This window comes from Idiomarina sp., assembly GCF_048260185.1.
GTDB lineage: Bacteria > Pseudomonadota > Gammaproteobacteria > Enterobacterales > Alteromonadaceae > Idiomarina.
The window spans coordinates 110,421-124,862 of record NZ_JBLXHB010000004.1; the positions used below are offsets into that span (position 1 = coordinate 110,421).

Annotated in this window: 12 protein-coding genes; all 12 read right to left on the reverse strand. The window is 44.6% G+C overall.

All coding sequences use genetic code 11. The annotated features are described in order from the left end of the window. Positions 1–421: 421 nt before the first annotated feature. The 12 genes from ACN0RF_RS09975 to aroB all read right to left on the reverse strand — a co-directional run bounded on the left by ACN0RF_RS09975 (position 422) and on the right by aroB (position 14,424). The gene (locus ACN0RF_RS09975) at positions 422–1,573 is read right to left on the reverse strand and encodes a hypothetical protein (RefSeq protein WP_417438882.1); all 1,152 of its coding nucleotides are present in this window, start codon (positions 1,571–1,573) and stop codon (positions 422–424) included. Positions 1,574–1,774: 201 nt separating this feature from the next. Further along, entirely contained in the window at positions 1,775–3,340 is a 1,566-nt protein-coding gene (locus tag ACN0RF_RS09980; RefSeq protein WP_417438883.1) for a TnsD family Tn7-like transposition protein, read from the reverse strand. Positions 3,341–3,384: 44 nt separating this feature from the next. Continuing rightward, entirely contained in the window at positions 3,385–4,806 is a 1,422-nt protein-coding gene (locus tag ACN0RF_RS09985) for an AAA family ATPase (RefSeq protein ID WP_417438884.1), read from the reverse strand. Positions 4,807–4,818: 12 nt separating this feature from the next. After that, the gene (locus tag ACN0RF_RS09990; protein ID WP_417438885.1) at positions 4,819–6,936 is read right to left on the reverse strand and encodes a transposase; all 2,118 of its coding nucleotides are present in this window, start codon (positions 6,934–6,936) and stop codon (positions 4,819–4,821) included. Next, positions 6,923–7,747 carry a TnsA endonuclease N-terminal domain-containing protein gene (locus ACN0RF_RS09995; protein ID WP_417438886.1) on the reverse strand — a complete coding sequence of 275 codons (825 nt, stop codon included), beginning with the start codon at positions 7,745–7,747 and terminating at the stop codon, positions 6,923–6,925. The genes ACN0RF_RS09990 and ACN0RF_RS09995 overlap by 14 nt, the downstream gene beginning before the upstream one ends. Before the next feature lie 136 nt (positions 7,748–7,883). Then, positions 7,884–9,065 carry an NAD(P)/FAD-dependent oxidoreductase gene (locus ACN0RF_RS10000; RefSeq protein ID WP_417438887.1) on the reverse strand — a complete coding sequence of 394 codons (1,182 nt, stop codon included), beginning with the start codon at positions 9,063–9,065 and terminating at the stop codon, positions 7,884–7,886. Then, positions 9,065–9,556: a peroxiredoxin gene (locus ACN0RF_RS10005; RefSeq protein ID WP_417438888.1), complete on the reverse strand. Its 492-nt coding sequence runs from the start codon at positions 9,554–9,556 to the stop codon at positions 9,065–9,067. Before ACN0RF_RS10005 ends, ACN0RF_RS10000 begins: the two co-directional genes overlap by 1 nt. Further along, positions 9,540–10,331 (reverse strand): class I SAM-dependent methyltransferase, encoded by a 792-nt coding sequence (locus ACN0RF_RS10010; RefSeq protein ID WP_417438889.1) that lies wholly within the window; start codon positions 10,329–10,331, stop codon positions 9,540–9,542. Before ACN0RF_RS10010 ends, ACN0RF_RS10005 begins: the two co-directional genes overlap by 17 nt. Next, positions 10,328–10,780, reverse strand: a complete 453-nt coding sequence (locus ACN0RF_RS10015; protein WP_404397696.1) for a GNAT family N-acetyltransferase — start codon at positions 10,778–10,780, stop codon at positions 10,328–10,330. The genes ACN0RF_RS10010 and ACN0RF_RS10015 overlap by 4 nt, the downstream gene beginning before the upstream one ends. Continuing rightward, positions 10,777–11,649 carry a Dam family site-specific DNA-(adenine-N6)-methyltransferase gene (locus ACN0RF_RS10020; protein WP_417438890.1) on the reverse strand — a complete coding sequence of 291 codons (873 nt, stop codon included), beginning with the start codon at positions 11,647–11,649 and terminating at the stop codon, positions 10,777–10,779. Before ACN0RF_RS10020 ends, ACN0RF_RS10015 begins: the two co-directional genes overlap by 4 nt. A gap of 81 nt (positions 11,650–11,730) precedes the next feature. Continuing rightward, positions 11,731–13,305 (reverse strand): AAA family ATPase, encoded by a 1,575-nt coding sequence (locus ACN0RF_RS10025; RefSeq protein ID WP_417438891.1) that lies wholly within the window; start codon positions 13,303–13,305, stop codon positions 11,731–11,733. A gap of 45 nt (positions 13,306–13,350) precedes the next feature. Then, positions 13,351–14,424, reverse strand: coding sequence for a 3-dehydroquinate synthase (aroB, locus tag ACN0RF_RS10030; protein WP_417438892.1), 1,074 nt, complete (start codon positions 14,422–14,424; stop codon positions 13,351–13,353). Positions 14,425–14,442: the final 18 nt, after the last annotated feature.

Here is a 14,442-nt window from a genome sequence, read left to right on the forward strand (position 1 = left end):
ACTCCCTACGTCATATCGGTTTGACTCTGAGTCAAAGATAGTGAGTGAGAATAATGTCTTAAAACCGAAATCGTCCCAATTGTCAGCTTGCAAGATTATCTGGCTTTTCGCGTCGTTAGGTATAGAGGTGCGAGAATTTAGTTTTCGAATGTACATTAAAAGGACCGTAGCAGTTATTGCTTAATTGTTTGATACTGTATTTGTAAAGAAGCTTGATAGCAAACAAGCTTCTGGGAAAGCTTTATTACGCTCTTGAGGATTACCTTGGCTCTACTCGTAGCGCATGAGTTAGTGTTTTTTCTGTGGCCTGACGACTGAATCGGCACTAGCTCACTAGACACTCAGTAGCCGTTTTTGGAGTGTTTAGATAATTCAAAAGCAGTAAAAATCAACAATCGGGCTAAGGTTGAAGTTTAATCCACTAGTCTTCCGGCCACATCAAATATGGTTCTGCGTAAGTAAATTTTGAATGATCTAGAGCTATGCTGTGCCGTCTGTAAAAGTCAGACTCGGGCCCGTTGAAATCAGATAAAGCTTTCATCTTCTGATTAGTAGACATTTTTCTAATTATTCTTAAACGCTTGCTATAATTGGAAATTCCCATACCTGCTAGGTAGTCTATTAGTATCAGAAGATTTAGCTCGCACCGACGTGTTAAACGTACATCGGCTCTAGTAGGGATAATAGCTAAATTTGCAAAACAGCTCGTGTATTCGCAGTCGTGACATTTCGATGTTTGACTTTTATAGGCTTTTTCGGTTATGGCTCCCCGGTTGATAGCACCAGAATCTAAGTGTTTGACTTTAGATGACTTATTAAAGAAGTCCGTGAATCCTTGATGCTTATTTTCTTTTGCTGAGTAATATATTTTTTTCATCATGTATGGTTTAGTGACGAAGCTTACTGAGCCGTATTGCGCACCAAGTAACTCCTTTGAAAAAAGTTTGAAATTCTGTGTGACCCAATTTTTAAAGTCGTTAACCAAACAGGGAAGGAAGTAGTCATTAATGTGTTTCTGCGAATCTTTTTGGGGGGCTAGAATATAGCCTGCTTTATAATTAAGGCTTTCGTAATCCTCAGGGTGTTCCCCTTTCAATATAAAGTTTAGAGCAGCAACGGCTTGTTCTCGGTTATTCGCTTTAGCAATATGAAGTTTCATATTGTGAATTGAGCAATATGAGTTTTGATACCAGTCAATACTAATTATCCCATATCCAAAATTCTGAATATAGTTTTTGATGCATTCAAGACAGTAGGTTATAGGGAACGTTCTTTGTCTGGCTCCTATTTTTCGCTTATTTATGCCAAAAAATCTTTCTAGTTCATCCCGGTAAGAAGCGGGATTACCGAAAATATCATTTGTTTTATGTGCCAAGCCAAAGTCTCTCAATAAGTTCAGAAACTTTAAATCATCAACTGGCTTATATAGATGCAAAGAGCCTTTTAATATTTTAGGTGATGCAGCCCAGAGACCCTTACTTGTAATGATATTGGAAAAACTCGAAACTCCATTTACCATATGAGTACGGAAAACATAACTGTGGATAGATTCTTTTTTTTGAATCTTTAGCAAAAAACATTCCTCAAAAGCAGATTGGTGGAACGGTTTAACATTGGTAAATGAACATTTATCTAGAGCTATAAAAGCGCGTAGGGTCTATCAACGCTGGATGTCAATATAAACAAGTTTTCCGCAAGTTTCTTTTGTTATTGCTTGAGAGCTACTGAAATTTAGCAGGAGAACGGCAAAACTTAAACAGCTTGGTCTTTGATATTATGGCTTGTTAAGCTTTTGGAGCTCTAACATTGTGAGAGGCAGTTTGTGTAGCTTCCGTGTTAGCCAACCATGCCCGCCTAGCATCCTATCTATATGGGTACGCGAAATTTTTCCATCGCAATTAGTTAAAATGCCTTTAACTTGTGGAGCTAGCTCGAGGTCACGTTTTTTCCAGTCGACTTTTGGGGGTAATTTAGGCTTTGTTGGCTTCGGCAATGTTTGATTGAGCCAATCTCTCTCATTCGCATAAAGCCAATAAAAAGCTGAATAACAACTCTTTTTAATTTGTTCTCGGGTGGCTGAGTGATTCATTTGCATCGCTCTCAGTACTGTTGCTTTATAACATCGTCTTTTTGATTGGTATTTATATTGTCTTCTTCTTACGACTAGACCTTCTTCGGAGGATATGATTTGCTCTACACTACCAGTTGATATGCGTAACTCGTTGGCAATTTTCTGGCGGTGAAACCCTTTATATGCCATTGATATCACGGCTTTTATAACTTTTTTATTAATCAGCCTCGGCCTAAGGCTTATCGCGACATTATTCTTTATTGCTAAAGCTTTCAAATAGCACCTACTTTTTCCTGTAATTTCGCTTACTTTAGCCATTGATTTCCCTTGCTTTAAAAGGCTCAGGCACAGTTTAGACTTATCCTTGTTAATTGGTTTCTCCTCAGTTGTACTGATTTGATATTTATCGAAGTCAGGTAGCTTATTATTTAACCAAAATAGTATCAGTAGATACTTAAAGGGGTGTTGGCATACCGATCCTGATAATAAATAGGAAAGGTACCGGTAGTCTTGCTCAGAGACTGGTAACAAACCAGTTGAAGTACGTTTTAAGCCCATTGCAAAATGAAAAAAGTCTGATGTTAACTGTTGTCTCTTGAATCGCGTTTCGCCACACATGTACCCAAGGTCTTTTAAGCGCTCTAAGAGGTTGGGCAGACTAAAAAATTCATTTGATAAAGAAATATGATGTATGTAATTTTTCGTAAATTTTGCGAGTTTGAAGCTCATCTCTTGGCATTCTTCGAATTTTTCAGAACATTTGGGTAATAGGAGTGGTTTTATGTGCGGTCTAGCAGGGAGTCCCTGGTGCATAAGCCAGACTTTATGCTCCGAACATGCTTCTATTCCAGGTATTTGGTGAACTCGATGCCAATATGTAACCCCGAATTGTCTTATGTCGTTATTGGCACACACAGGACAGTATTTTAAAGATAATAACTCCGATTCTTTGAAGGTAACTAGTTGAGATGCTCTAATCGCCGCAGTCCCGTTGTTTCGAAGAAGTGCGTTTGAAATTGATTGAGCATGTTGGGGTAAAAAGTACGAAAAAAAACTTCCTAGTGTTTGTTCTTGATAAATTTTAAATATTGAATCTTTACATATGCTGGCCGCTTTAGTGATACCTACAGTCAAGTATGGGTGAATACTTGCACGGGGCTTATTTAGTAGGGCTTTAAGGTAGTCACACTCTGTCATTCCTAGAATGGTCATATGCCGGACATAACGACTAAATAAAGTTTCGTCAGGTAATGGTGAGGGAAGCTGCATGATCAGTCCACAAATTAATTTTGTTGTCTATATTTTAGACTACTTTATCCAAACTGCTCTAATGGTGAATCACACAGAATTCTATGTTGCCTAAGGTATTTGAGGGGGTCGCTTTCGTCTTCAGCTCTTCTAAGTAAGTCAGGATCGGCTATTTTAGCTGGTAAATCGACTGCGTTTTGTAGGTCTCTAAGTTGACTTTCAAACTCGTGGTGTTGTGGGCGAGTGATATCTCCAATGACTCTTTTATCGACTTCCTGAGTTGTTTTTGCTGAGGAAGGAGATTGTCGATTTTCTCGCCTGGGTAGTGGGTTTTTTTCACGCAAAGTCGCTACTTCATCGGTTTTAGAAGATAGACCGCAGGCGGAAATATATGCGTGCTCTAACACTGCTGTTGTTATCCTCTCGTCACCTGAACCAATCACCTGTTTTTGTGCTTGACGATAAATTCTGTGTGCCATATCAAGATTTCCAACGGAAAGCTCGAATAACTTATCATTAAGCTCGTTAGTTAATTCAGTAGTAATGTTGGTCCAATGTAAATCCCATAATTCGTTAATAAAACAATCCCATCCATCGCTGTCACGAGCTAAAGCGTCCATCTCGAAATAGCCTCCGCTCTCGGCTCTTCGGGCTGCTTTTAATTTCTTTGCGAGCGTTTTATTGAACGGTGGATTAGCACAAAAAAAGAGAGGAACACCTAAATTATTTACTAGGCTGTGTAAGAAATTCAGAAGGCTGACTTCACCACCCGTGCGGTTAAACTCGAAGCGCTGCATTTCGTCTATGACTAAAATACCCAGAAAGCTAGCCTTAATTTTTTGTTCTATTTGACGATTAAGTCCACCGATGGTTGATTTGGGTATTGTGCGTTCATTACCGATAGCCAAGTCTAAAGCAGCTAAGATTTCCTCACATAAGTCTCTAACGCTAGATTTGTTAGGGCAATCAACTTTCAACCAAACGACTTGATATTTATGCTCCATGACGTGCCCGAAGTAGTTGTCATGCTCAATAACATTGGGAAAGTAGTTTAGTATTTGTTCAAGCATGCTTGATTTACCGACACCGCTCTCTCCAACAAGCGTAATTCCGTCTCCTTTAGGTTCAAAGTATCCAGTGCTCGGTGGAATATCGGGTCTTTGGTCAAGGGGATAATGTAAAAATTGTGACGTTGTCGGACTTAGTGGATTTTTCGCGGAGTAACCCGCTTTGATTGCATCTTCTATCGCTCTGAAACATTTATAGTAGATGGGCAGTGGCTGGCGCAGGTGTTTCAAGCGTAAAGTGTATTCCTCTCTTACCAAGGGATCGGGATGTTGCCTTATATCTTCATCAAGCTCAGGGTAATAGCTAAAAGCCTCCATAACCTTCTCTTGGCTTGCTTTAGGCTTTAAAGCTTCTATTAATGGGTTACCTTGGTGTTCCGGCAATATAGCTTTATGATATGTAGCCTTTTCCTTACGCATAACCAATGTGCCTTACTGTGATCGTCTACGAGGTAAATAAACAACACTATTAGTATTAGTGCTAATATCAGTTTTATCGTTTGGCTGTACTCGCAATGAAGGGTCGCTTACGACTTTATTTGCTGTTTCGTGAATTTCAGTTTTGCGACGCTCTCTAGTATTTTTAGTCTTTTCAGCGGAAGTCATTCTGTCGCTTTTAGATCTAGCTTTTGCCTTTTTCTCGATATTAGTTCTTGAGACTTTAGTATCAATAGATTCAACACTTATTGGGCTTTTTTCATAATTCCTATTGAGCCAATCCAGAACGAACTCGGACTCGTGCATAGGGAGATTTTTGAGCATGCTTCCTTTTTTAAGCAAGCTACACTTGGTGAACGCATCATTTTTATCAAATCTAACGTATATGTAATTGGTAGTGTTTTCGTTAATTCTTGCATCTAACTGCCATTGTCCGTTGGTTCTGGCGATTGAAGCTAGCTTATCTTTAACCACGCGGTCACACGAGTAAAACATATTATTATACTCGATACCTCCACGAGTCATACTGGCCTTAGCTGGTGGATATAAACGACTAATAACATCATTGCTGTCGGCTAGTTTTAACGCATGCTTATGCTCAGCTATGTGGGCTTTCCAAAAATTTAGAGGGGTAGGAAGTATGTCTTTTTCAATTAGTAAGGAACTGGAGGTCGCCAGGCTTTTATAGAGAGAGCGGTTTAGCTCTAACACAGCATCAATCAACAAAGCAGTAAACTCGGATAATGTGTAGATTGCGTCTTTTCTTGGGTCTTTATCACCACGAACAACTTTTCCCCCTCTCGTCGTGCCGAGGAGATTGTGGATCATTTCCTTATTTAATAACCCAAAGCGCCTTTCGACCATAGATTTAAAGTCCGGACGATATGGAGGAGATAGTTGTAGCTCTGTTAACGGCACTACCAAGTGCTGAGGGTTTAAACCAATCATTTCGCCATTGTCACACATTAACCTCAAAGGAATATGTGCTGCAGGCCAATCCGAATTTTGGATATTAATGCCAAACTCTTTGCAATAAGGCCCTTTGGGCAAAAAGGCGTTTGCAAGCGCCTGTCTAGCAGCTCTCCACGATGCAAAATACAACGATACATTTAATCCAACTATCATTGCGCTTGCCCTGTCAACAATAGTGTATATTGTGGGTCTTCCCAAAACGTATTGCTTACCAAAGCTTGAAACTATATGAACGTCGGCGACTGTAGCGTCAATTTCAAAGCAGCTTCCGGGAACAGACCATCTTTGCCTTGCATTACCTAGCAAGTCTCTTTTATTTAGAAAATAGTCATGTTCAGTTGATGATTTTCTTGATATTTCATCTTCAGTAAAAAGCTTATGCTTCCATGAGTGAACTTGTTTATAGCTAGGAACGTATGGAATCTCACCGAGCGCCTTAGCCTTCTTAATCTCATCAGAGTAATATGTTCTCAACAACTCTTTCCTGGTCTCAACTAAGTTTTTTCCACCAGGTTTTAAATGATACTTCTCAAGAACTTTACGAATTTTTTCTTTATCAGCATCCGTGACTATAAAAGTCTTTGATCTTTTAACAGCAAGAGTTCTAGAGGTTCTAGGTGCCCCAAGTGCCGATTCGCTGACTTTGCGTTGTTGGCCTCGCCCTCCGCTGTATTGATATGCGGGTAACAAGGCGTTTTTGTCTTGGCCGTATCGCCAATAAGTGCTTAATAACCTAGCTATAGTTGTTCGGGCCTTACCTTTATCTTTTGCGTGCCTCGCTAATGATTGAACTCTATTCTTAGTTGCGTAGTCGAAAATAAACTCAGATTGTTCAATAAGACTTTCTATTAGGCTAAAGTTTTTATCTCTTACTGCCGCATAACGTTCGTTTATTTCTTCTTCACTCATTAGTACATGTGGCGGTAATGAAAAACTCCCTTTCAAAGCTTCTTTTTTATTCAAGCTTCTAGAAAAACGTTCTAAATCTATTGCTATTGGCCTACGTATACCTTTTGTACTTTCCAAGTTAAATAATATTAAACAGCTAATATTTTCAAAAACCTGAAGAAGACGATATAACCCGGGCTGAACACCATCAACATTACGGATATCCCATACACTGTTTTTAACAAGCTCCACTGAAGAGGTCCTCTGTATTAATATCTATACTTAAAATTTCAATGAAGTCAGAGTTCTCTAATGGAAAAGAAAGATCTACCGTAATCTTTTTTCTTCCGATTAAACTCCTCAACATAGTGAGGGAGGCTTCATGTTGCAATTTCAGCTTATCGATGAACAAGTAACAGATCTCTCGAATAAGGTGTTTGCCTAGTGACAGGAAAGATGCAGCGATACTCAGTTCATCTTCAGTGAATATCTGCTTCTCTGACCTTAAAGGGTGGGTAGCCCAGTTAATGTTACTACTTTGAATTTGTGTTAGCTCATTACCAATAAAATAAGAGAATTTTACGCTCAGCAGCTCCCACCAAACTCTCTCGAGTTCTAATTTTTCAAGTACTCTTCTATTACTAACATCGTGCTCTGGCTTGACTGAAATAGCTTCATATATCTTTTTGCCGTCAATAAATCTAGTTAGCAGGAAATCGGTAGTAATAACTATTGGTACCTTAGTTTCGGGATGAGCAGGGTGAACTATACCGAGAGCCTCAGCTATCTTTATCGATAGGTTTATAGGTAACAAAGGGAACTGTTCTCTGATGTCGATGACAGAATCCGAGTATTCGGCAAGGTAAAAGAACTCGGTTTCTATTGAGGAAAGAGTATGGTGTACTCTACCTGTTTTAAGACCTAAAACTTGCGAGCGAATTCCTTTCGATTTTACATCCTGGACCCTCAGCCAAGGCTTGTAGGTACTAAGTTCACCAATCCCGTACTTATCTTTTAAGGCTCGACTATAGTCATCGAACGTTTTGAGCTTTCTTCGAGCCATCAAAATTTCCAAAGTATAATTTCTTAATAGAATACTAGGCAGAAATGACTTAGCGTGCAAACTTTATGGGAAATTTTCATTCATTGCGTGCATGCTTTACCGCGAGCGTGCAAACTAAATTATCATTTCACATTACCTACAACTCCGACCCACAGGCAAAACCACTACTCCAGGCCCATTGGAAATTAAAGCCTCCCAACCAGCCGGTTACGTCCAACACTTCGCCAATAAAGTACAGGCCGGGTTGCTTTTGGCTTTCCATGGTTTTGGAGCTGATTTCGTCGACGTTAACGCCGCCTAAGGTGACTTCGGCGGTGCGATAGCCTTCGGTGCCGTTGGGTTTTAACTGCCAGCGGTTAAGGTTGTCGGCTATGGCCTGAAATTGTGCGTTAGAGGTGTCGGCCAGTTTGTTGCTCAGCGGCCATTGGTGGTGCTCGGCTAATGCGGTCACCACTCGTTTGGGGAAGTGTTGCTGCAATACGGTATTAAGCTGGGTTTTGGGTTGTTGCTGCTGTTGTGTTTTCAGCCACTCAAAGGCGTCTAAGTCGGGCAGCAGGTTTATGGTTACGGCTTCACCGGGTTGCCAGTAGGAGGAAACCTGCAAAATAGCAGGACCGCTGACGCCGCGGTGGGTAAACAGCATGGCTTCGCGGAAATAACCGTCGTGGGCTTCTGCACTTACGGGTACAGCTACGCCTGAAAGCTCGGCAAAGCGGGCTTTTTCGTCATCCTGCAGGGTAAAAGGCACTAAACCGGCGCGTACCGGAACAATAGAATGCCCAAACTGTTCGGCAATTTGATACCCCAGCGGGGTGGCGCCCAATTTGGGCATAGATAACCCACCGCAGGCAACAACCAATTTCTCGCAGCAGTAATCGCCGCGGTTGGTTTCAATGCGGTAGTTGTCGTCGTAGTCTACTGACACAATCTCGGTGCGGAGCTGAACTTTGGCGCCTTGCCGGTCGCACTCGTTCATTAGCATGCGCACAATGTCTTTGGCGGAGTCGTCGCAAAACAACTGGCCTAAGGTTTTTTCGTGGTAGGCAATGCCGTATTCACCCACCAGGCCAATGAAGTCCCATTGGGTGTAGCGGCTGAGTGCCGACTTGCAAAAATGTGGGTTGGAAGACAGAAAGTTCTCGGGGCCGGCGTACATATTGGTGAAGTTGCAGCGGCCGCCGCCGGAAATCAGTATCTTTTTGCCTGCCTGCTTGGCGTGATCCAATACCAGCACCGACTTACCGCGCTGTGCGGCATGAGCGGCGCAGTGCAACCCCGCCGCGCCGGCACCAATAATAATCACATCCCAGTTCGACATTATTTCTGCAACTGCTCCAGTACGTACTCGGCTTTGCTTACTTCAAAGGACTTGTCCTCTTCTACAAACAGGCCTTTTATCTGGCCGTCGGTAATGATCATGGCGTAGCGTTTAGAACGGATGCCACCGAAGCTGCCGGTGTCCATGCTCAGGCCCATTATCTGGTTGTACGCGCCGTTTCCGTCGGACAATAACCGAACCTTTTCTCCGATCCCTAAAGATTCGCCCCAGGCCTTCATAACAAAGGCGTCGTTTACAGCTACACAATTAATGCTCAGAACACCCGCTTCTTTTAATGCTTCGGCGTGTTCTACGTAGCCGGGAAGATGTTTCTCCGAACAGGTCGGAGTAAATGCGCCAGGCACTGAAAACAGTACGTGTGTGCCTTTAGCAAATATCTCTGCCGGGTCGTAGTTCTGAATGCCAAGATCACCTTTGCTGGTCAGTGAACCTGATGGAATTTTATCGCCTTCTTTAATTTGCTGACTCATGAAAACCTCGTTTTATGTAAACATCAAAGCGATGCTTTTTACTCTTAATTTGACTGTTTGGTTCACGCCCGGCCAGAAAAAGTGCGCTGTTCGGGCGCTTAACCACCACCCGATATTTGGCCAGAGCGAGGGCGGGTTCCAGCAGGGTATCGGCGTCTTCGTCACTGCCCACCAACTGCTGGAACATTTGCATGTCTTTTTTTACTTGCGCCTTCTGCTTGCCGGTTTTTGGGTACATGGGGTCTAAATAAACCACGTCGGGCTCTTGAGTATAACCACTACCGGTAAAAAGGTTGTCGGTGCCAATTAACTGCATACGCTGGCAGGTGTCACCAATAAAGTCGTGTTCCTTCTGGGCTCTGTGTAGGCCATTATCGAGCAGCGCGGCGACAACCGGATGTCGTTCAATAAGCTGCAGCTCGCAACCTAAGCCCGCCAGTACAAAAGCGTCCCGCCCCAGGCCGGCGGTGGCATCGACAACCGATGGTTTAAACTGCCCACTAACACCAACGGCTTTGGCAATGGCTTCGTTCTTTAACTGTGTGTTCTGAGCTCGGTAGGCGGCTTTACCCTGATGAAAGTCCACCACTAAAGGCGACATTTTTTGAGGGCTTTGCAGCCAGTGCAGTGCCAGTACGCCGTCGGTCAGCCAAAGCTGAAAAACGTCACTATCCGTAGTTTCAGACGGTAGTCCCCAGCGCTCGGCAATGGCTTTTACCGCAACGGTTTCAGCATCGCTGCCTGCAAGAATGGGAACCCGAGCCGTAGTTGTCACTGCGCAGCCTTGCGTTGCATATCAATGTGCGGAATATCGTCTTCCAGATACTCTTCGCTAATGGCCTCAAAGCCGAAGCTTTGATAAAAGTTCAGCAGATAAACTTGAGCGCCGACCCGAATTGGGGCTTTGGGGGCATACTCTTCAAGATAGTCGATGCTGCGTTGCATAACTTCAACACCCAGCTTCTGACCTCGCACTTTTTCATGCGTTATTACCCGGCCAATACGGGAATAGCCGGTATCGGCGGTTGCCAGGTATAGCCGGGCGTAGGCGATCATCTCATCGGCATTGTTACGGGCGTACAAATGTAAGGCTTGCTCATCGGCGCCGTCAGCGTCCAGGTATGGGCAAGTTTGCTCCACCACGAAAACTTCCTGCCGAAGTTTCAGTAAGTCGTAAAGATCATGCAGTGAAAGGTCGTTAAATGCTTTTAAATGCCAGTTCATGTGCCTACTTTCTTCAATGAGTTGCTAAGAGAAACCACGTTGCTTTTATTGATTTCGCTATCATACAGGGCCAACAGCTCGGCTACGGGTTTGCGACCGTCGCCTTTTTGACTGATGCTGCGCGAAACCGACAAGCTACTGATGTCGGCGTGCTTGTACAAGGCGCGGGTGAGGTCGGTGTCGTGGTTGCTTATTAGTACCGGAATATGGCGTTTCTTCGCAACCTGTACCGCACGGCGGGCTAACTCGTCCTGATCGGTCAGGCCAAAGCCACCGGTGGCGTAGCTGGTAAAGTTAGAGGTCTGATCCAGCGGTGCGTAGGGCGGATCGCAGTAAATTACATCGCCTTGTCGCGCACGCCGGAAAACTTGTTCAAACGGGCGGCAAATAAACTTGGCCTTGCGCGCTTTCTCGGCAAAATGCTCGAGCTCTTTTTCCGGGAAATACGGTTTGCGGTAATCACCAAAAGGCACGTTAAAAATGCCTTTGCTGTTATAGCGACACAGGCCGTTGTAGCCGTGGCGGTTCATATACAGAAAAAGCAAAGAGCGAAAGTAAGGGTCGCTGCTGGCATTAAAGGCGGCGCGCAGGGCGTAGTAAGCGTCGGCCTGGTTGTTACGATCGATGAACAGTTTGCGGGCGTCCTGAATAAAAGTTTTCGGACGGCGCTTCACAAACTGATACAGGGTAATGAGGTCCTGATTAATGTCGTTAAGCAGGTAGCTGTCGTAGTCGGTATTCAGAAAGACTGAACCGGCGCCCACAAAAGGCTCGATGAGCTTTTTACCTTGCGGCAAGCGTGCTGTTATCGGCTCGATAAGTGAGTACTTACCGCCTGCCCATTTTAAAAATGCCCGATTCTTCTTCATGCGCCGGCCGTTGGTTTATCCTTTGCGGATTGTAACCCAAAGGCCGGGGGATGAAAATTGCTGACTGCGTGATTCGTCCGGCTACTGGCTATTAATGTCGCTTTGTACACTGGCAAACGACTTAGCCCAGGGTTCCATTAGCTGCACTTCAGCTGGCAACTGCGTGGCGGCTGCACGGGCTTGCTCAATGCTGGGGTAGCTGCCAAAAATAACCACATAACGTTGGTCGGCGCGCTGATAAACTTGGGTATTACCGGCTATGCCGTAGTCGTTACGGAAATCGCGCAGTAGCTGCGGGTCGCTAATAATGCTGATTTGCAGCGTATAGTTGCCTGAGCTCTGATCCAGCGCCCATTGGGTCTGGAACGGCAATGCACGCTCCGGTTGAGCTTGCTGCGGTTGTGGCTCAGGTTGTTCTGCCTTAACTTCTGGTTCTGGTTGGGCTACAACAGTATCAATGCCTGCCTCGGCTGCCGACGGCTCGTTATACTGTCCGACAGGCTCTGCTTCCTGTGGCTGTTGTTTCTTTATGAAACCAAGTGAGATTTCGCCCTCTGATATTTCAGAGGCAGCGACGGTGTTTAATGTACCTAACGCATTGCGGTAAGACGCCGCTAATTCTGCAGGAACCAGTTCTAAAGAACGCTCGGTTAAAGGCTCAAAACTTGGCAGGCTGGCGGCTTGCTCCGTTGCTTCCGGCGCGGCTTCGGTGGCGGTATTAGTGGTTTCTTCGGCAGTTGTTTCTGCCGATACCGCTGATTCAGGATTCACTTGCTGCCAATAAGCGGTTAACTGTTCTTTATTCAAAAAGCTGGCAAAAGCCAGACTAATAACCACTGTAACGAAAATAATGGGCCAAAGGCGCATTTTCCTACGGTTGTTTTGTTCCGGATTATTTTTCGCCGTGCTTTGTTCGTTGGTCTCGTTACCAGCTGCACTATCTTCTGTACTGGTATCGCGATAACGTGCAGCCTGAGTGGTCAGAGTAAATTGCAGACGTTGCTGAATTTCTCCGGGAAACCCATGAATGGAATTTAAAAATTGCTGAATGCGTTCCAGGTTCCAGAAGCTGCGTTGTTTTTCTGGTAATAACGCCTGCACAAAACGTATTTGTTCGTCGTGGTTCAGTGGTTGAACTTCTATCATAGTTGGCCCTTGCACACGCAAGTGCGGTGCCGGACGCTGCTGTTGAGCCCAACGGCTGTCGCCGGTAATGATAATACTGGTGCGCTGGCCAATGGCACTCAGTTGGGTAACGGTAGAAATACATTCGGCCATAAAGCTTTCGGATAGCTGTTCGCCGTTATCAATAACAACAATGGCGTGCTTTAGCGGGCGCTGGCGTTGAATTTGACGACTTAACGACTCGTCGTTAATGCTGATAGTACCGAACAGTTGGTTCAGAATTTGGGCGCGGAGGCGGTCATTGGTGGAGCGTTCGTTGGCGCTGATAAAAGCGACTTCAGCGTATTCCGATGCCTGTTCAAGAAAGACTTCAGCAATGATGGTTTTGCCGCTGCCTTCTTTACCGTGCAGCATAATAAGCGACACGCTTTGCTGGCACTGCTCGTGGAGCTGGTCAATAACCTGCTGTTGGCTCGGTTTGGTTTTTACCGGCGCGGCAACAATATGTTGTGGGCTTGCAAGTGCTTGCATCTGTCTGTTCCTGTCTGTCAGCCGAATAGAGATAACGCGTTGGCGTTAGCAACATTCAGTGATCACAGCAGCAACGGTATTGTGTTCTACAGTACTGACAACTTCAGCCTGACCAATAGCAACCGGAAGAACAAAATGCAGCTGACCGTCTTTTACTTTCTTATCGCGCTGCATGTAGTCTAACCAGTCCTGCCAGGGCATTTGCGGACCCTTTATTGGCAAGCTAAGTGCCAGCAGTAAATCTTTAATGCGTCGAAAATCTGACGAATTGAGCCGCTGTGTCACTTCTGACAGCTTAGATGCAATTATAATGCCAGCAGCCACAGCCTCGCCGTGTGTCCATGCGCCGTATTCGGTGGCGGCTTCAATGGCATGACCAAAGGTGTGGCCTAAATTCAGCAATGCCCGCAGACCTTTTTCGCGCTCGTCTAACGCCACAACTTCGGCTTTAATTTCGCAGCTGCGTTGAATAGCGTAGGTTAGTGCGGCCGGGTCTTGCTGATTTAATTCTTCGGTATGTTGTTCCAGCCATTGGAAAAAGTCGGCGTCGTAGATAACGCCGTATTTTACTATTTCGGCTAAACCGCTGCGGTAGTCACGTTCGGTAAGGGTTTGCAGGCAATCAATATCAATAACTACCGACTTAGGCTGATAAAAAGCGCCAATAAGATTTTTGCCCTGCGGATGATTAACCGCGGTTTTTCCGCCCACGGAGGAGTCAACTTGCGACAGTAAGGTGGTCGGAATTTGGTAAAAATCGACGCCGCGTTGAAAAGTTGACGCCACAAAGCCGGCTAAATCACCTACCACACCGCCGCCTAAAGCAATAATGCCACAGTCGCGGTTAAAACCTGCGTCTATCAGAATATCCATGGCCTCGGCATAGCTGTCCAGACTTTTGAACTGCTCACCGTCGCGCATTTCAAACACTTTTACTTGGTGACCGGCAAAGCTTTTTAATAGCGGCTTAAGGTAGTACTGACTAATGGTCGGATTGGTGATGACCAGCAGTTGTTGATTAAGTTTGTGCGGAAGGCGCTCTACATAATTGGGTAACAGGGCGTTACCAATGTAGATGGTGTAGCTGCGTTCACCTAAAGAGACGTTAACCTCAGCCATGAACGCAGCTCCTGTTAC